General features: G+C 69.1%; 19 protein-coding genes. 8 read left to right on the forward strand and 11 right to left on the reverse strand.

What is annotated here, in order from left to right; translation table 11 throughout:
* Positions 1-3: 3 nt before the first annotated feature.
* Both BLT78_RS17210 and BLT78_RS17215 read right to left on the reverse strand, forming a co-directional pair.
* Positions 4-372 carry a cupin domain-containing protein gene (locus BLT78_RS17210; protein WP_090350878.1) on the reverse strand — a complete coding sequence of 123 codons (369 nt, stop codon included), beginning with the start codon at positions 370-372 and terminating at the stop codon, positions 4-6.
* A 55-nt stretch (positions 373-427) separates the two neighbouring features.
* Entirely contained in the window at positions 428-1315 is an 888-nt protein-coding gene (locus BLT78_RS17215) for a pseudouridine synthase (protein WP_090350880.1), read from the reverse strand.
* A 152-nt stretch (positions 1316-1467) separates the two neighbouring features.
* On the opposite strand from BLT78_RS17215, the gene ald reads away from it, so the two are divergent.
* The gene (gene ald, locus BLT78_RS17220; RefSeq protein ID WP_090350882.1) at positions 1468-2589 is read left to right on the forward strand and encodes an alanine dehydrogenase; all 1122 of its coding nucleotides are present in this window, start codon (positions 1468-1470) and stop codon (positions 2587-2589) included.
* Between the two features lie 161 nt (positions 2590-2750).
* On the opposite strand, the gene BLT78_RS17225 is transcribed toward ald, so the two are convergent.
* Positions 2751-4439 carry a sigma-54-dependent Fis family transcriptional regulator gene (locus BLT78_RS17225; RefSeq protein ID WP_090350884.1) on the reverse strand — a complete coding sequence of 563 codons (1689 nt, stop codon included), beginning with the start codon at positions 4437-4439 and terminating at the stop codon, positions 2751-2753.
* Between the two features lie 622 nt (positions 4440-5061).
* On the opposite strand from BLT78_RS17225, the gene BLT78_RS17230 reads away from it, so the two are divergent.
* From BLT78_RS17230 to BLT78_RS17260, 7 genes are all read left to right on the forward strand, one after another.
* On the forward strand, positions 5062-5985 hold the full coding sequence (locus tag BLT78_RS17230) for a catechol 2,3-dioxygenase (RefSeq protein ID WP_090350886.1): 924 nt from the start codon (positions 5062-5064) through the stop codon (positions 5983-5985).
* A gap of 16 nt (positions 5986-6001) precedes the next feature.
* The gene (locus BLT78_RS17235) at positions 6002-7462 is read left to right on the forward strand and encodes a 2-hydroxymuconic semialdehyde dehydrogenase (protein ID WP_090350888.1); all 1461 of its coding nucleotides are present in this window, start codon (positions 6002-6004) and stop codon (positions 7460-7462) included.
* Between the two features lie 81 nt (positions 7463-7543).
* Complete coding sequence (gene dmpE / locus BLT78_RS17240) at positions 7544-8326, forward strand: 2-oxopent-4-enoate hydratase (protein WP_090350891.1); 783 nt, start codon at positions 7544-7546, stop codon at positions 8324-8326.
* Between the two features lie 25 nt (positions 8327-8351).
* Complete coding sequence (locus tag BLT78_RS17245) at positions 8352-9275, forward strand: acetaldehyde dehydrogenase (acetylating) (protein ID WP_090350892.1); 924 nt, start codon at positions 8352-8354, stop codon at positions 9273-9275.
* Positions 9276-9288: 13 nt separating this feature from the next.
* Positions 9289-10329, forward strand: coding sequence for a 4-hydroxy-2-oxovalerate aldolase (dmpG, locus tag BLT78_RS17250; protein WP_090350894.1), 1041 nt, complete (start codon positions 9289-9291; stop codon positions 10327-10329).
* The gene (gene dmpH / locus BLT78_RS17255) at positions 10326-11120 is read left to right on the forward strand and encodes a 2-oxo-3-hexenedioate decarboxylase (RefSeq protein ID WP_090350896.1); all 795 of its coding nucleotides are present in this window, start codon (positions 10326-10328) and stop codon (positions 11118-11120) included. The genes dmpG and dmpH overlap by 4 nt, the downstream gene beginning before the upstream one ends.
* 11 nt (positions 11121-11131) lie before the next feature.
* On the forward strand, positions 11132-11368 hold the full coding sequence (locus tag BLT78_RS17260) for a 4-oxalocrotonate tautomerase (protein WP_256015935.1): 237 nt from the start codon (positions 11132-11134) through the stop codon (positions 11366-11368).
* 81 nt (positions 11369-11449) lie between these two features.
* Here the strand turns inward: BLT78_RS17260 and BLT78_RS17265 are convergent, their stop codons facing one another.
* The 8 genes from BLT78_RS17265 to msrP form a co-directional block, all read right to left on the reverse strand.
* Positions 11450-11755 carry a hypothetical protein gene (locus tag BLT78_RS17265; RefSeq protein WP_090350899.1) on the reverse strand — a complete coding sequence of 102 codons (306 nt, stop codon included), beginning with the start codon at positions 11753-11755 and terminating at the stop codon, positions 11450-11452.
* Between the two features lie 2 nt (positions 11756-11757).
* Positions 11758-12018, reverse strand: coding sequence for a hypothetical protein (locus BLT78_RS17270; RefSeq protein ID WP_090350901.1), 261 nt, complete (start codon positions 12016-12018; stop codon positions 11758-11760).
* Positions 12015-12494, reverse strand: coding sequence for a hypothetical protein (locus tag BLT78_RS17275; RefSeq protein ID WP_090350903.1), 480 nt, complete (start codon positions 12492-12494; stop codon positions 12015-12017). Before BLT78_RS17275 ends, BLT78_RS17270 begins: the two co-directional genes overlap by 4 nt.
* A complete protein-coding gene (locus tag BLT78_RS17280) occupies positions 12491-12949 on the reverse strand; it encodes a hypothetical protein (protein ID WP_090350905.1) in 459 nt (152 codons plus the stop codon). The genes BLT78_RS17275 and BLT78_RS17280 overlap by 4 nt, the downstream gene beginning before the upstream one ends.
* 13 nt (positions 12950-12962) lie before the next feature.
* Positions 12963-13316, reverse strand: coding sequence for a glutaredoxin family protein (locus BLT78_RS17285; RefSeq protein ID WP_090350907.1), 354 nt, complete (start codon positions 13314-13316; stop codon positions 12963-12965).
* An 83-nt stretch (positions 13317-13399) separates the two neighbouring features.
* A complete protein-coding gene (locus tag BLT78_RS17290) occupies positions 13400-13888 on the reverse strand; it encodes a GNAT family N-acetyltransferase (RefSeq protein WP_090350908.1) in 489 nt (162 codons plus the stop codon).
* A 75-nt stretch (positions 13889-13963) separates the two neighbouring features.
* Positions 13964-14575, reverse strand: coding sequence for a protein-methionine-sulfoxide reductase heme-binding subunit MsrQ (msrQ, locus tag BLT78_RS17295; RefSeq protein WP_090350910.1), 612 nt, complete (start codon positions 14573-14575; stop codon positions 13964-13966).
* A gap of 2 nt (positions 14576-14577) precedes the next feature.
* Complete coding sequence (msrP, locus tag BLT78_RS17300) at positions 14578-15588, reverse strand: protein-methionine-sulfoxide reductase catalytic subunit MsrP (RefSeq protein WP_090350912.1); 1011 nt, start codon at positions 15586-15588, stop codon at positions 14578-14580.
* Positions 15589-15676 lie beyond the last annotated feature (88 nt).

Genomic DNA, 15676 nt, shown 5'->3' on the forward strand with positions numbered 1-15676 from the left:
ATCTTAACCGCTGGTCGGCGTGCTGGGGTGGCTGTCGGCCGCCGCGCCGCAGTGCACCGCCAGCCACACGGTCGGCTGGTCGGCGGCGGTGGCCTCGACGCGGTGGCGCTCGCCGGCGGGGATCAGCAGGTGGTCGCCGGGCGCGAGGGTCACGGGCGCGGTCCGCGAGGCCAGGCGCAGCACGGCGTGGCCGGCGAGCAGCAGCACCCATTCGTCCCAGGCCTGGTCGTACCAGAAGCCCGGCGGGCTGGCCTGGCCGTGGGAGACGATGCGCTCCACCCGGCAGCCGGGGCGGCGCAGCAGGTCGTCGAAGCATTCGCCGGTGCGGGCGTCCGGCAGCGGCTGGAACAGGTTGGCGAGGGGGGCGGACATCGGCGGCTCCGGTCGGGCATGGCGGCAACCGCGATCTTACCCCGCCCGGCCGTCTTCACCAGTCCAGCTGCAGGCGGCTGGCGAACCGGCGCGGCGCGCCGCTCAGCGGATCGTCGAAGGCCAGACTCTGCGCCAGCAGCTTGAGCGGGCGGGCATGGTCGTCGGCGGCGTCGGCGGGCTGCGCCAGCGGGTAGAAGGGATCGTTGCAGATCGGTGCGCCGAGCGCGGCCAGGTGCACGCGCAGCTGGTGCTGGCGGCCGGTGACCGGGAACAGCGCGTAGCGCCACAGCGCGCCGTTGCGCTCGACGACCTGCATCAGCGTCTCGCTGTTCGGTGTGCCGGGCGCTTCGCGCATGCGGAAGAACGGCTCGCCGCGCACCATCCGGCTCGTGTGCCGGTAGGGAAAGTCGAGCTGCGGCAGCGCCGGGGCGATCGCCTCGTAGCGCTTGTCGATCTGCCGCTCGCGGAACAGCGCGTGGTAGCGGTCGCGGCTGGCCGGGTTGGTGGAGAACAGCACCAGTCCGGCGGTGTGGCGGTCTATGCGGTGCAGCGGCACCAGTTGCGGATTGCCGAGGCGCCGGGTGAGGCGCGCCAGCAGGGTTTCCTCGACGTAGCCGCCCGAGGGAATCACCGGCAGGAAGTGCGGTTTGTCGACCACCAGCAGGTGTTCGTCGTGGTGGAGGATCTGCTCGACGAAGGGGATCGGCGTTTCCTGCGCCACCTCGCGGAAGTAGTGCACGCGCAGGCCCTCGCGGTACGGATGCGCGGCGTCCAGGGCACGGCCGTCGCCATCCAGCACCTTGCCGCGCTGCATGCGCGACAGCCAGGTGGCGCGGTCGATGGCCGGGAAGCGCGCGCACAGGCAGTCGAGCACGGTCGCCCAGTCGCCCGGCGGTAGGTGCAGGGTGCTCGGGCGCGGCAGGGATGGCGGCGGCTGGGACATGGCGGCTCGGCGGGGATGACGGCAGCGCATTAGGCCGCAGATGCCGCCTGCTCGTCAAAACGCCGCGCGCGGCGGGCGACGAACGCGGCCGTCCGGCCGGATACCGGCGCCGTGCTAGGCTCAAGGAACCAGAGCAGCCAGGGAGATCTGCCATGCGTATCGGGGTACCCAAGGAAATCAAGAACCACGAATATCGCGTCGGCCTGACCCCGCAGTCGGTGGCCGAACTGCGCGCGCTCGGCCACGAGATCTGGGTGGAAACCCAGGCCGGCGCCGCCATCGGTTTCAGCGACGCCGACTACATGAAGGCCGGTGCCCACATCGCCCTGGAGGCGGTGAAGGTCTTCGCGGAGGCCGAGCTGATCGTCAAGGTAAAGGAGCCGCTGGCCTCGGAGCGGATGCGTCTGCATCCGGGGCACACGCTATTCACCTACCTGCACCTGGCGCCTGACCGCGCGCAGACCGACGAGCTGCTGGCCAGCGGCGCCACCTGCATCGCCTACGAGACGGTCACCGACGCCCAGGGCCGCCTGCCGCTGCTGGCGCCGATGTCCGAGGTGGCCGGGCGCATGTCCATCCAGGTCGGCGCCAGCTGCCTGGAGAAGGTGCATGGCGGGCGCGGCGTGCTGCTCGGCGGCGTGCCGGGCGTGGCGCCGGGCAAGGTGGTGATCCTCGGCGGCGGCGTGGTCGGCAGCCAGGCGGCGGCCATGGCCATCGGCCTGGGCGCCGACGTCAGCATCCTCGACAAGAACATGGACACCCTGCGGCGCCTGGACGCCCAGTACGGCAACCGCATCACCACCCTGTACTCGACCGGCGCGGCGGTGCGCGAGCAGGTGCTGGCCGCCGACCTGGTGATCGGCAGCGTGCTGATTCCCGGCGCCACCGCGCCCAAGCTGGTCAGCGCGGCCATGGTCCGGCAGATGAAGCCCGGCGCGGTGCTGGTCGACGTCGCCATCGACCAGGGCGGCTGCGCCGAGACCTCGCGGCCGACCACCCACACCCACCCGACCTACGTGGTCGACGAGGTGGTGCACTACTGCGTGGCCAACATGCCCGGCGGCGTGGCGCGCACCTCGACCCTGGCGCTGAACAACGCCACCCTGCCCTTCGTCATCGCCCTGGCGGACAAGGGCACGCGCCGCGCCCTCGAGGCGGACCTGCACCTGCGCCACGGCCTCAACGTGGCGGCCGGCGCGGTCACCAACCCCGGCGTGGCGGCGGCGCACCAGCTGCCCTGTGTGCCGGCGGAGGAGGTGCTGGCGCGTCTGTAGTGCCGCTCGGCGGCTCGCGGACCTGGTAGGGTGGCGCGGAGACTGGTTTGCCCCTGGCAAGCACAGCCTCGGCGCCACCCTTTGCTTGTCTGCCTTACTGTCGCCTGGCTGCCTGTACGGAATCTTGAGCGCCGGCATGTTCCACGTGGAACAACCGGGCGTCAGCCGTCGAGCTTCTTCAGCCGGTAGGCCAGCGCCGGACGGGTCAGGCCGAGCAGGCGCGCGGCGCGCGACACGTTGTCCTTGCTGCGGCGCATGGCCTCGCGCATCAGGTCGGCCTCCACCGCGTCCAGGCTGATGCCCGCGGCGAGGATCTGCTCCAGCCAGTGCTGTGCCGGCGCGGGCGTGCCGTGCACCAGCGCGCCGGCGCTGGACAGCCGCTCGCCGCTGTCCTCGCCCTCCAGCGGCAGGCCGGGGAACAGCGCCTCGACGCTGACGCTCTCGTTGCTTTCGGTGAGGATCACCCCGCGCTCGATGACGTTCTCCAGCTCGCGGATGTTGCCCGGCCAGGCGTAGTGCTGGCAGGCCTCCAGGGCGCGGTCGGAGAGGCCGAGGGTCTTCTTGCCGTACTGGGCGTGGAACTTCTTGAGGAAATGTTCGGCGAGCAGCGGGATGTCCTCGCGGCGCGCGCGCAGCGGCGGGATCTGCACGGTGAACACGTTGAGCCGGTAGAACAGATCGGCGCGGAAGCGCCCGGCCTGCACCGCCTGGGCCAGGTCCTCGTTGGTCGCGGCGATCACCCGCACGTCGATCTGCCGCGTGCGGTCGCCGCCGACCCGCTCCAGCTCGCCCTCCTGCAGCACGCGCAGCAGGGTGGCCTGGGCGCGCGGCGACAGCTCGACCACCTCGTCGAGGAAGATGGTGCCGCCGTGGGCGCGCTCGAAGCGCCCGGCGCGCGACTGCTGGGCGCCGGTGTAGGCGCCCTTGTCGACGCCGAACAGCTCGGCCTCGATCAGGTCGGGGGGGATGGCCGCGCAGTTGACCGCGACGAACGGCTGCTCGGCGCGCGCGCTGCGCAGGTGCACGCTGCGCGCGATCACCTCCTTGCCCACCCCGGTCTCGCCCTGCAGCAGCACCGAGACCTTGCCGCGCGCCGCCTTGTCGATGGTCTGGCAGATGCGCTGGTAGGCCGGCGACTGGCCGATGCCGTAGTACTGGCCGTCCTGGGTGTGCAGGCGGCTGCGCAGGGTGGCGACCTGCGACTGCAGTTCGTAGAGCTCCTCGATCACCGGGTCGCTCTTGAAGTAGGCCTTGAACTCGGCGGCGTCGTCCCACTCCTCGGCCGGCTTGCCGATCACCCGGCAGCGGTCGTCGCCGCAGCCGCGGCAGCTCACCTCGCGGAAGATGATCTCGCGGCCCATGAACGCCGAGGTGTAGCTGCAGGCGTAGCCGAGCAGGGTCCAGCAGGCCGGCTGGTCGATCAGGCCCAGCTCGGTCTGGCAGATCTCCACCTCGAAGGAGTCCTGCCACTCGATCTCGGCGTAGAAGCGCCCCTTGTCGATGTCGATGTCGACCTCGATCGGCCGCGAGCGCAGCATGCCCTTGAGCATGTGCAGCTGCGGCCCGGCGAGGAAGATGTCCAGCTCGCTGGCGTCCGGGCGCAGTTTGCGCGCCAGCTCGGCGTCCTTCAGGCCGGACTGGTAGCCCAGGCGCAGGAAGAAGCCCTTGGCCCGCTCGATGCCGAGCAGGTCGATCATCTCGCGGCGGAAGTTGGCCAGCGCCGACAGCGGCATCAGCAGCATGCGCTGCTCGCCGAGCCAGATCTTGCCCTCCTGGCTGACGAAGCGGATCTGGTTACTCAGGTCCTGCAGGTCGGGGTAGCGCAACTGGGGCTTGTAGGTGATGGCCATCGGGGGGGTCCGCTGTTGTTGTTATCGGCGCCGGCGCGGCGCTCATGCCTGCATGGAAGCCGCTCGCCAGGAAAAATTCAACCAAATGATCAAAAAATCCGCCACTTGAGCATTTGCTCAACTGCCCGCCGGCACCCGGCAGGGCTCTGCGGCGCACTCCGGGCGTCGGGCCCGCCGCTGGAATTGATCATATGGTGAAAATCTCCCGCCGGTCGGCGCTCGTCCGCGCCGGCAGTGGCGTCCAGGCAGCTCCGGCGGCACCTGGCATCATCATAAAAATCCTTTTGAATCAGTAACTTGCAATAAATCCCGGATTGTCATGCGGGGCTTTGGCACAGCCGTTGCTGAAGCACTGCCACCAGGCATGCCGGTCGCTGCTGTCACGACCGCGCTGCCCGGGCCAGCCGCAGACAATAACAACGACGGTACGCTCGCCATGCCCATCGCCATCCTGCCGCGCCCCGCGCGTCATCCCTCCCCGCCCGCCGCCGCCGTGTCGGGTGCCGTCCTGCCCCTTCCCTACCGTTCGCAGCGCGTGCCGCGCTGAGCTGCGTCATGGCCCGCGGATCCGCGCGCGGATCCAAACCCGTTTGATCCGACAACAAAGACAAGAGGTGTCGAGATGAAGAAAGGAGTGATGCGCCCCGGGCACATCCAGCTGCGCGTGCTGGACATGGCCCAGGCCCTGGAACACTACGTCGAGCTGCTCGGCCTGATCGAGGTCGACCGCGACGACAAGGGCCGCGTCTATCTCAAGGGCTGGACCGAGGTCGACAAGTTCTCGGTGGTGCTGCGCGAGGCCGACGAGGCCGGCATGGACTTCATGGCCTTCAAGGTGCTCGACGACGCCACCCTCGGCCGCCTGACCGAGGAGCTGGTGGCCTTCGGCTGCGCCGTGGAGAGCATCCCCGCCGGCGAGCTGAAGGGCTGCGGCCGGCGCATCCGCTTCAGCGCGCCGACTGGCCACCGCTTCGAGCTGTTCGCCGAGAAGGAGCAGACCGGCAAGTGGGGCCTCTCCGAGGTCAACCCGGAAGCCTGGCCGCGCGGCCTCAAGGGCATGAAGGCGACCCGCTTCGACCACGCCCTGCTCTACGGCGGCCACCTCGACGAGACCCTGCGCCTGTTCACCGAGGTGCTCGGCTTCGACCTGGCCGAGCAGGTGGTCGACCCCGAGGGCAAGCGCGTCGCCCAGTTCCTCAGCGTCGGCATGAAGGCCCACGACGTGGCGTTCATCCTGCATCCGGAGCAGGGCAAGCTGCACCACGCCTCGTTCTTCCTCGAGACCTGGGACGACGTGCTGCGCGCCGCCGACCTGATCAGCATGACCAACACCTCGATCGACATCGGCCCGACCCGCCACGGCCTGACCCACGGCAAGACCATCTACTTCTTCGACCCGTCCGGCAACCGCAACGAGGTGTTCTGCGGCGGCGACTACCACTACCCGGACCACCCGCCGGTGACCTGGACCGCCGACCAGCTGGGCAAGGCGATCTTCTACCACGACCGCGAGCTCAACGAGCGCTTCCTCACCGTCCTGACCTGATCCCGAGACTGCATCCATGAAAGAGATCAAGCACTTCATCAACGGCGAATACGTCGGCTCCGCCAGCGGCAAGCTGTTCGACAACGTCAACCCGGTCAATGGCCAGGTGATCGCCAAGATCCACGAGGCCGGCGAGGCCGAGGTCGACGCCGCGGTCAAGGCCGCCCGCGCCGCGCTCAAGGGCCCGTGGGGCAAGATGAGCGTGGCCGAGCGCACCGAGATCCTGCATCGGGTCGCCGACGGCATCACCGCGCGCTTCGACGAGTTCCTCGAGGCCGAGTGCCTGGACACCGGCAAGCCGAAGTCGCTGGCCTCGCACATCGACATCCCGCGCGGTGCCGCCAACTTCAAGGTGTTCGCCGACCTGGTGAAGAACGTGCCGACCGAGGCCTTCGAGATGGCCACCCCGGACGGCACCGGCGCGCTCAACTACGGCGTGCGCCGCCCCAAGGGCGTGATCGGCGTGATCAGCCCGTGGAACCTGCCGCTGCTGCTGATGACCTGGAAGGTCGGCCCGGCGCTGGCCTGCGGCAACACCGTGGTGGTCAAGCCCTCGGAAGAGACCCCCACCACCACCGCCCTGCTCGGCGAGGTGATGAACGCCGCCGGCGTGCCGGCCGGCGTGTACAACGTGGTGCACGGCTTCGGCGGCAACTCGGCCGGTGCCTTCCTCACCGCCCACCCGGACGTCGACGCCATCACCTTCACCGGCGAGACCGGCACCGGCGAGACCATCATGCGCGCCGCCGCCAAGGGCGTGCGCCAGGTGTCGCTGGAGCTGGGCGGCAAGAATGCCGGCATCGTGTTCGCCGACTGCGACATGGACAAGGCCATCGAGGGCACCCTGCGCTCGGCCTTCGCCAACTGCGGCCAGGTCTGCCTGGGCACCGAGCGCGTCTACGTCGAGCGGCCGATCTTCGACGAGTTCGTCGCCCGCCTGAAGGCCGGCGCCGAGGCGCTGAAGATCGGCGAGCCGAACGACCCGAGCGCCAACTTCGGCTCGCTGGTCAGCCACAAGCACCGCGAGAAGGTCCTCAGCTACTACCAGAAGGCCAAGGACGAGGGCGCCACCGTCGTCACCGGCGGCGGCGTGCCGGACATGCCGGCGCACCTGGCCGGCGGCGCCTGGGTGCAGCCGACCATCTGGACCGGCCTGCCCGACGACTCGGCGGTGGTCACCGAGGAAATCTTCGGCCCGTGCTGCCACATCCGTCCGTTCGACACCGAGGAGGAAGCCATCGAGCTGGCCAACAGCCTGCCCTACGGCCTGGCCTCGGCGATCTGGACCGAGAACAGCTCGCGCGCCCACCGCGTCGCCGGGCAGATCGAGGCCGGCATCGTCTGGGTCAACAGCTGGTTCCTGCGCGACCTGCGCACCGCCTTCGGCGGCAGCAAGCAGTCGGGCATCGGCCGCGAAGGCGGGGTGCACTCGCTGGAGTTCTACACCGAGCTGAAGAACATCTGCGTGAAGCTGTAAGTCAGCCATGAACCGCGGCGGCGAGGCGCGGGCGATTGCGCCCGGCCTCGCCGCCGCCGCCAACCTTCAGGAACAATGCGCATGAACCAAGAACTGATCAACCAGCTCGGCGACGAGCTCTACCAGGCCATGCAGAGCCGCGAGGCCGTGGCCCCGCTGACCAGCCGCTATGACCTGACCATCGACGACGCCTACCAGATCTCCCTGCGCATGCTCGAGCGCCGCCTGGCCGCCGGCGAGCGGATCATCGGCAAGAAGATCGGCCTGACCAGCAAGGCCGTGCAGACCATGCTCGGCGTCAACCAGCCGGACTTCGGCTACCTGACCGACGCCATGGTGTTCAGCAGCGGCGCGGTGATGCCGATCAGCGACCGCCTGATCCAGCCCAAGGCCGAGGGCGAGATCGCCTTCATCCTCAAGAAGGACCTGATGGGCCCCGGCATCACCAACGCCGACGTGCTGGCCGCCACCGAGTGCGTGATCCCCTGCTTCGAGGTGGTCGATTCGCGCATCCAGGACTGGAAGATCAAAATCCAGGACACCGTCGCCGACAACGCCTCCTGCGGCCTGTTCATCCTCGGCGACCAGGCCGTCTCCCCGCGCCAGGTCGACCTGGTCACCTGCGGCATGGTGGTGGAGAAGAACGGCCAGCAGATCAGCACCGGCGCCGGCGCCGCCGCGCTGGGCTCGCCGGTCAACTGCGTGGCCTGGCTGGCCAACACCCTCGGCCATTTCGGCATCGGCCTGAAGGCCGGCGAAGTGATCCTCTCCGGTTCCCTGGTGCCGCTGGAGCCGGTCAAGGCCGGCGACTTCATGCGCGTCGAGATCGGTGGCATCGGCAGCGCCAGCGTGCGTTTCACCTGACCGAACAAGAACAGGGGAAAGACCCATGAGCAAGAAACTGAAAGCGGCGATCATCGGCCCGGGCAACATCGGTACCGACCTGGTGATGAAGATGCTGCGCTCCGAGTGGATCGAGCCGGTGTGGATGGTCGGCATCGACCCCGAGTCCGACGGCCTCAAGCGCGCCCGCGAGTTCGGCCTGAAGACCACCGCCGAGGGCGTCGACGGCCTGCTGCCGCACGTCATCGCCGACGACATCCGCGTCGCCTTCGACGCCACCAGCGCCTACGCCCATGCCGAGAACAGCCGCAAGCTCAACGAGCTGGGCGTGCTGATGATCGACCTGACCCCGGCCGCCATCGGTCCGTTCTGCGTGCCGCCGGTGAACCTCAAGGAGCACGTCGGCAAGCTGGAGATGAACGTCAACATGGTCACCTGCGGCGGCCAGGCGACCATCCCGATGGTCGCCGCGGTGTCGCGCGTGCAGCCGGTGGCCTACGGCGAGATCGTCGCCACCGTGTCCTCGCGCTCGGTCGGCCCAGGCACCCGCAAGAACATCGACGAGTTCACCCGCACCACCGCCGGCGCCATCGAGAAGGTTGGCGGGGCGAAGGAAGGCAAGGCGATCATCATCATCAACCCGGCCGAGCCGCCGCTGATGATGCGCGACACCATCCACTGCCTGACCGAGAGCGAGCCGGACCGCGATGCCATCACCGCATCCGTGCACGCCATGCTCGCCGAGGTGCAGAAGTACGTGCCGGGCTACCGCCTGAAGAACGGCCCGGTGTTCGACGGCAACCGCGTGTCGATCTTCATGGAGGTCGAGGGCCTGGGCGACTACCTGCCCAAGTACGCCGGCAACCTGGACATCATGACCGCCGCCGGTCTGCGCACCGCCGAGATGTTCGCCGAGGAAATCGCCGCCGGCACCATCCAACTGCCGAGCCGCGAAGCTGCACTGGCCTGAGGGGAATAGCACGATGAATCTGCAAGGCAAGCAAGTCACCCTGCACGACATGAGCCTGCGCGACGGCATGCACGCCAAGCGCCACCAGATCAGCCTCGAGCAGATGGTCGCCGTGGCCACCGGCCTCGACGCCGCCGGCATGCCGCTGATCGAGATCACCCACGGCGACGGCCTCGGCGGGCGCTCGATCAACTACGGCTTCCCGGCGCACAGCGACGAGGAGTACCTCAGCACGGTGATCCCGCAGCTCAAGCAGGCCAAGGTCTCCGCCCTGCTGCTGCCGGGCATCGGTACCGTCGACCACCTGAAGATGGCGGTGGACTGCGGCGTGTCGACCATCCGCGTCGCCACCCACTGCACGGAAGCGGACGTCTCCGAGCAGCATATCGGCATGGCGGCGAAGATGGGCGTCGACACCGTCGGCTTCCTGATGATGGCGCACATGGCCAGCCCGGAGAAGGTGCTGGAGCAGGCCCGCCTGATGGAAAGCTACGGCGCCAACTGCATCTACTGCACCGACTCGGCCGGCTACATGCTGCCCGACGAGGTCAGCCAGAAGATCGGCCTGCTGCGCGCCGAACTGAACCCGGCCACCCAGATCGGCTTCCACGGCCACCACAACATGGGCATGGCCATCGCCAACTCGCTGGCCGCCATCGAGGCCGGTGCGGTGCGCATCGACGGCTCGGTGGCGGGCCTCGGCGCCGGCGCCGGCAACACCCCGCTGGAGGTGCTGTGCGCGGTGCTCAAGCGCATGGGCGCCGAGACCGGTATCGACCTGTACAAGATCATGGACGTCGCCGAGGACCTGGTGGTGCCGCTGATGGACCAGCCGATCCGCGTCGACCGCGATGCCCTGACCCTGGGCTACGCCGGCGTGTACAGCTCGTTCCTGCTGTTCGCCCAGCGCGCCGAGAAGAAGTACGGCGTGCCGGCCCGCGACATCCTCGTAGAACTCGGCCGCCGCGGTACCGTCGGCGGCCAGGAAGACATGATCGAAGACCTGGCCCTCGACATGGCCAAGGCCCGCCAGACCCAGAAGGTGACCGCATGAACCGTACCCTGACCCGCGAACAGGTGCTGGCCCTGGCCGAGCACGTCGAAGGCGCCGAGCTGAATGTCCACGACATTCCGAAGATCACCAACGACTATCCGGCGATGACCTTCGCCGACGCCTACGACATCCAGTGGGAGATCCGTCGCCGCAAGGAAGCCCGCGGCAACAAGACCGTCGGCCTGAAGATGGGCCTTACCTCCTGGGCGAAGATGGCGCAGATGGGCGTGGAGACGCCGATCTACGGCTTCCTCTCCGACTACTTCAGCGTGCCGGACGGCGGCGTGGTCGACTGCTCCAAGCTGATCCACCCGAAGATCGAGGCGGAAATCTCCGTGGTCACCAAGGCGCCGCTGCACGGCCCGGGTTGCCACATCGGCGACGTGATCGCGGCGATCGACTACGTGATCCCCACCGTCGAGGTGATCGACTCGCGCTACGAGAACTTCAAGTTCGACCTGATCAGCGTGGTGGCCGACAACGCCTCCTCGACCCGCTACATCACCGGCGGCCAGATGGCCAACCTGGCGGACGTCGACCTGCGCACCCTCGGCGTGGTGATGGAGAAGAACGGCGAGGTAGTGGAAGTCGGCGCCGGTGCTGCGGTGCTCGGCCATCCGCTGTCCAGCGTGGCCATGCTGGCCAACCTGCTGGCCGAGCGCGGCGAGCACATCCCGGCCGGCACCTTCATCATGACCGGCGGCATCACCGCCGCCGTGGCGGTTGCGCCGGGCGACAACGTCACCGTGCGCTACCAGGGCCTGGGCAGCGTCTCCGCGCGCTTCGTCTGAGTTAACCCCTATTGCCCCGGCCGCCGGCCGGGGACTTTTTCGCGAGGAACCGTCTCATGCCGATTGCCCATGTGCACATCATGGAAGGCCGCAGCGCCGAGCAGAAGGAAGCGATGATCCGCGAGGTCAGCGAGGCGCTGGCGCGCACCCTCGACTCGCCGCTGGACCGCGTGCGGGTGCTGATCAGCGAGGTGCCCAAGGATCACTGGGGCATCGGCGGCGAGCCGGCCAGCAAGGTGCGCCGCTGAGTGCGCCCCTGCCGGGCCTGTTCCACGTGGAACAGATGCAGCAGTGGACCTGCCGCTAGCGGATGTTCCACGTGGAACCATTCAAGCCGGGCGCAGGAACAGGGCGCGCCGCGCCAGCGCCGGCAGGTAGCAGAGAGAGACGACGTCCAGCCACAGCCACCATGCACCGCCACAGGCGAAGAGCCGTCCGCGATCATCCGGGGTGATCTGCAGCGGCGGGCTGGAAAACATGCCCATTGTCACCTGCAGCACGGCGCCCTGCTCGGGCAGCTCCAGGTGACAGCGCTGGCCGCCGCACAGCGTGGCAAGCTTGCGGCCATCGGCGAGGACGTCCAGTGCCATCGAGCTTGCGAAGTAACCGCGCTGGCGGTGGAGTTCGATCTGCATGGCTAGAAGTAGCGCAGCACCAGGTAAGCGATTGCCGTGATGCAGACGAGGATGCCCGGCACGGCGATCCGGGTGATCGCGCTCTGGCGCTGCAGGGCCAGCTTCTGCAGGCCGATGGACTCCTCGACTTTCTCCCGCGAGCGGGCGAGCTGTTCCTCGGCCAATGCGCGCTGGGCAGCGAGCTGGGCGAGGATCTCGCGCTGGCCGTCGCGGATCTCGCGCAGCACGGCGAGGGAGGCGTGGCGGTACTCTTCGTCGGTCATGGGATGCGTCCCTGGCGGTGAGTGGCGGGCTGGGAAGATGTGTCTCGGGAGTGCCCGGGCAGTTCGCGAAGGTAATCCCGGGCGACATGCATGTGCAAACGGCGCCGATGCCTTGTCCAGTTGTAGTAGTTCAGCGGCGCCGAAATCAGCAGCGGAAGAGCGTTGATGAATGGGTTGCCGTGGCCGCTGACGATGAGTGCGGCTGGAATCAGTCCGCCGAGGAACAGCAGCAGGTGCTGCCACCATCCGCTTAATGCGACGCCGATGATGTTGCGCTGACTGAAGTGTATGAGGCGGCGGGTTGTCCACCAGGCCAGGAGCAGTACCGGCAGGCAGGCGATTGGCCAGAGGATCAGCAGGCCGGCAATGAAACCGAGCAGCCAGGGCACCGCATGGATACCGGAGATCAGTTCGTAGCGGCGCACGGTCTGTCGCTGGATTTCTGCCCGGTGCATGTCGCGGAAGCGGGGATTCATGGCGTGTTCTGTGCTGGTGTCTCCTGAGCGTTCGGCTCAGGTTGCCAGTGGTTCACGGGTGACTGGCGGGGGGAGCTGGAGAGTCGCACAGCGATGCCGCGCCGGCTGGTCGGCGGCGTCCTGATCTCGCGAGCATCACAGCGGATGACCAGCCGGTCTGCCGCCTGCCAAGCGATGGCCGCCTCGCCTTGGCAGTAGCTGGCAAAGACCAATTCGCCGAAGCGCTGTGGCAGCGGCAGCCACGCCGGGGCGAGGAACACATGCAGACCGTAGGGTGCATGGCCTGGCTTGCTGCTCTCGCTGTTCAGGCTCATCAGGTGGGCGGTGGTGTCGCCGGCCGGGGATTGGCTGCTGGCCCGGTTCCCCCAGATGGCGAAGTTCTCGAGCCAAAACAGGAAGGCGAACCAGGCGAGCGGCAGCAGACCCAGGCGGACCAGCGGATGCTTCGGCAGCATGGCTGTTGCTCGTTCAGCGCAGCTGCTGGCGCGCCTGCGCCACCAGCTCGCGGTTGTCCGGATGCACCGTGATGGCGTTGTTCAGATCGACCACCGGCAGCAGGTAGCGGCGCACCTCGAGCCCGGCGTTCTGCATGCGCCGGTGCAGCAGGTCGGACACCGCCGGCTCGTCCACCGAGTGGTACCGGTAGCGGATACCGGCCTGGTTGAGCTGGCGCAGGGTGGCCTGGGTGTAGCCGCAGGCGTCACGGCCGTAGACGGCCAGGTAGGGCCCGGCGTGCAGCGGGACGTTGCTCTCGCGGGAGAAGTGTTCCCAGGCCTGGTAGCCGCCACCACACAGGGCGAGCAGCAGGAGAAGGTTGCGCATGGACAATTCCGTTTGTCGAAGGCGAGCGCTCACTCTAGCAGAGCCAGGCGGCGCGGGTTGCGCGCTGCCTGGCAGAGTGCGGCTCAGGCCGCCGCGAGCGGCAGACGCAGGTGGATCAGCATGATCGGCTGCTGCTGGCCATCCAGTCGCTCCTCCAGGGCGAACGGCGTGTAGCCGAGGCGAGCGTACAGGCGCAGGGCGGCGGTGTTGGGGTTGAAGCAGGACACCCGCAGCTCGCCGGCGGCGTGGCGCTCACGGGCCAGCTGGGCCATGCGCTGCATCAGGAAGCCCGCCACGCCCTGGCGGCGCGCCTCGGGTGCCACCGCGACGTTGCCGACCCAGCAGGCGCCCGCCTCGCGCTTGTAGATGTTGGCGAAGCCCAGCACCGCATCGCCGCGGCACACCACGCTGGAGTCGCTGCGCTGGGCGATGCTGGTCGCCAACTGCTCGACGGTGAGCGGGAAGCTGGCGCGCGGGGCGAGGTAGTAGAGCTCCTCGGCGCTGCGCGCGAAGGCGCAGATGGCGGCGAGGTCGGTGTCGCGCACGGGGCGGAAAGCGAGGGCGGTGTTCATCCTGAACTCCTGGGGTTGTGCTTGGGGAGGCGGCGGAGCACGGGCGCCGCCGCCGTCGACCATAGCACGGCCGGTTCAGCCGCGCGCCTCCTCCCTGCCCCGCCACTGCGCGAGCCGGCGCGTCACCCCCGGCAGGCGCAGCGCCAGCAGGAGCAGGGCCCAGGCGCAGTACAGGCTCCACGCGCCGAGGTCCGCGCGCACCACCCAGAGCATGTGCAGCAGCGCCAGGGCGAGGGCCGCATAGGCCAGCCGGTGCAGCGGTTTCCAGCGCCTGCCGAGGCGGCGCATGCTGAAGCGGTTGGAGGTCAGCGCCAGCGGCAGCAGGGCGCACCAGGTCAGCGCGCCGAGCAGGATGTAGGGGCGCTCGCCGAGCTCCTCGCCGAGGCGGGCGAACTCCAGGCCGAGGACGAACAGCAGGTAGCTGGCCAGATGGCCGCAGGCGTAGGCGAAGCTCCACAGGCCGAGCTGGCGGCGCACCGCCGCCCAGCCGCTCCAGTGCGTCGCGCGCTGCAGCGGGGTGAGGCTGAGGGTGAGCAGCAGGAGGATCAGGCTGCCCTGGCCGAGGCGCTCGAGCAGCACCTTGCCCGGGTCGGGGCCGAGGGCGAAGGTCCATGCCTGGTAGAACCACAGCGGCGGCGGCAGCAGCGCGGCGGCGAACACGGCGGCGCGCCAGAGCGGATGCTTCATGGTCAGTAGTCCTTGCGCAGGTCCATGCCGGCATACAGGCCGGCGACCTCCTCGGCGTAGCCGTTGAACGGCAGGGTATCGCGCAGGTTGGGGCTGAACAGGCCGCTCGGCAGGCGCCGTTCGCGCTTCTGGCTCCAGCGCGGGTGGTCGACGGCGGGATTGACGTTGGCGTAGAAGCCGTACTCCTCGGGGGCCATGCGGTTCCAGGTGGTGGCCGGCGGCTGTTCGCTGAGGCTGATGCGCACGATCGACTTGATGCTCTTGAAGCCGTACTTCCACGGCACCACCAGGCGCAGCGGTGCGCCGTTCTGCTTGGCCAGCACGCGGCCGTACATGCCCACGGCGAGGATGGTCAGCGGGTGCATGGCCTCGTCGAGGCGCAGGCCCTCGCGGTACGGCCAGTCGAGCAGGGCGAAGGCCGAGCGCTGGCCGGGCATGTGCTCAGGGTCGACCAGCGTCTCGAAGGCCACATAGCGGGCGCTGCCAGCGGGCTCGGCGCGCCTGAGCAGCTCGCCGAGGGGAAAGCCCAGCCAGGGGATGACCATCGACCAGCCCTCGACACAGCGCAGGCGGTAGATGCGCTCCTCCAGCGCGTGCGGGCGGACCAGGCTTTCCAGGTCGTAGCGTCCCGGCTTGCCCACCGCGCCGTCGATCAGCACGCTCCACGGCTCGGTGGGCAGCTGGCCGGCGTGGGCCGCCGGGTCGCCCTTGTCCGGGCCGAACTCGTAGAAGTTGTTGTAGGCGGTGGCGTCGCGGAACGGCGTCAGGCTCTCGCCGGGCGCCTCGACCGCCCGCCAGCGGGTGGTCGCCAGCTTGTCGGTGAACCAGGCCGGCGCCGTGGCCGGCTCGACCCCGGCGTAGTCCTCGGCCGCGGTCCACGCCCAGGCGGGCAAGGCGGCGGCGCCGAGGGCCGCAGCGCTGGCGCCGAGGAAGCGGCGGCGCGACAGGTAGATGGCCTCCGGAGTGATCTCGGAGGACAGGCACTGCGAACGGGGCGGTAGCTTGATCAGCATGAGGGGCTCTCGGCTCGGTCTGCGGCGGTTGGCTGGGATTGGATCGCGCCAGGTGGGAAAAGTTACTCCGCCCGGCACGCGCATGCAG

This window comes from Pseudomonas oryzae (assembly GCF_900104805.1).
GTDB classification, from domain to species: domain Bacteria; phylum Pseudomonadota; class Gammaproteobacteria; order Pseudomonadales; family Pseudomonadaceae; genus Geopseudomonas; species Geopseudomonas oryzae.

Bases quoted from the DNA above. Each gene is read 5' to 3' on its own strand.
- BLT78_RS17210 (WP_090350878.1), bottom strand. From the start codon at position 372: ATGTCCGCCCCCCTCGCCAACCTGTTCCAGCCGCTGCCGGACGCCCGC.
- BLT78_RS17215 (WP_090350880.1), bottom strand. From the start codon at position 1,315: ATGTCCCAGCCGCCGCCATCCCTGCCGCGCCCGAGCACCCTGCACCTA.
- ald (WP_090350882.1), top strand. From the start codon at position 1,468: ATGCGTATCGGGGTACCCAAGGAAATCAAGAACCACGAATATCGCGTC.
- BLT78_RS17225 (WP_090350884.1), bottom strand. From the start codon at position 4,439: ATGGCCATCACCTACAAGCCCCAGTTGCGCTACCCCGACCTGCAGGAC.
- BLT78_RS17230 (WP_090350886.1), top strand. From the start codon at position 5,062: ATGAAGAAAGGAGTGATGCGCCCCGGGCACATCCAGCTGCGCGTGCTG.
- BLT78_RS17235 (WP_090350888.1), top strand. From the start codon at position 6,002: ATGAAAGAGATCAAGCACTTCATCAACGGCGAATACGTCGGCTCCGCC.
- dmpE (WP_090350891.1), top strand. From the start codon at position 7,544: ATGAACCAAGAACTGATCAACCAGCTCGGCGACGAGCTCTACCAGGCC.
- BLT78_RS17245 (WP_090350892.1), top strand. From the start codon at position 8,352: ATGAGCAAGAAACTGAAAGCGGCGATCATCGGCCCGGGCAACATCGGT.
- dmpG (WP_090350894.1), top strand. From the start codon at position 9,289: ATGAATCTGCAAGGCAAGCAAGTCACCCTGCACGACATGAGCCTGCGC.
- dmpH (WP_090350896.1), top strand. From the start codon at position 10,326: ATGAACCGTACCCTGACCCGCGAACAGGTGCTGGCCCTGGCCGAGCAC.
- BLT78_RS17265 (WP_090350899.1), bottom strand. From the start codon at position 11,755: ATGCAGATCGAACTCCACCGCCAGCGCGGTTACTTCGCAAGCTCGATG.
- BLT78_RS17270 (WP_090350901.1), bottom strand. From the start codon at position 12,018: ATGACCGACGAAGAGTACCGCCACGCCTCCCTCGCCGTGCTGCGCGAG.
- BLT78_RS17275 (WP_090350903.1), bottom strand. From the start codon at position 12,494: ATGAATCCCCGCTTCCGCGACATGCACCGGGCAGAAATCCAGCGACAG.
- BLT78_RS17280 (WP_090350905.1), bottom strand. From the start codon at position 12,949: ATGCTGCCGAAGCATCCGCTGGTCCGCCTGGGTCTGCTGCCGCTCGCC.
- BLT78_RS17285 (WP_090350907.1), bottom strand. From the start codon at position 13,316: ATGCGCAACCTTCTCCTGCTGCTCGCCCTGTGTGGTGGCGGCTACCAG.
- BLT78_RS17290 (WP_090350908.1), bottom strand. From the start codon at position 13,888: ATGAACACCGCCCTCGCTTTCCGCCCCGTGCGCGACACCGACCTCGCC.
- msrQ (WP_090350910.1), bottom strand. From the start codon at position 14,575: ATGAAGCATCCGCTCTGGCGCGCCGCCGTGTTCGCCGCCGCGCTGCTG.
- msrP (WP_090350912.1), bottom strand. From the start codon at position 15,588: ATGCTGATCAAGCTACCGCCCCGTTCGCAGTGCCTGTCCTCCGAGATC.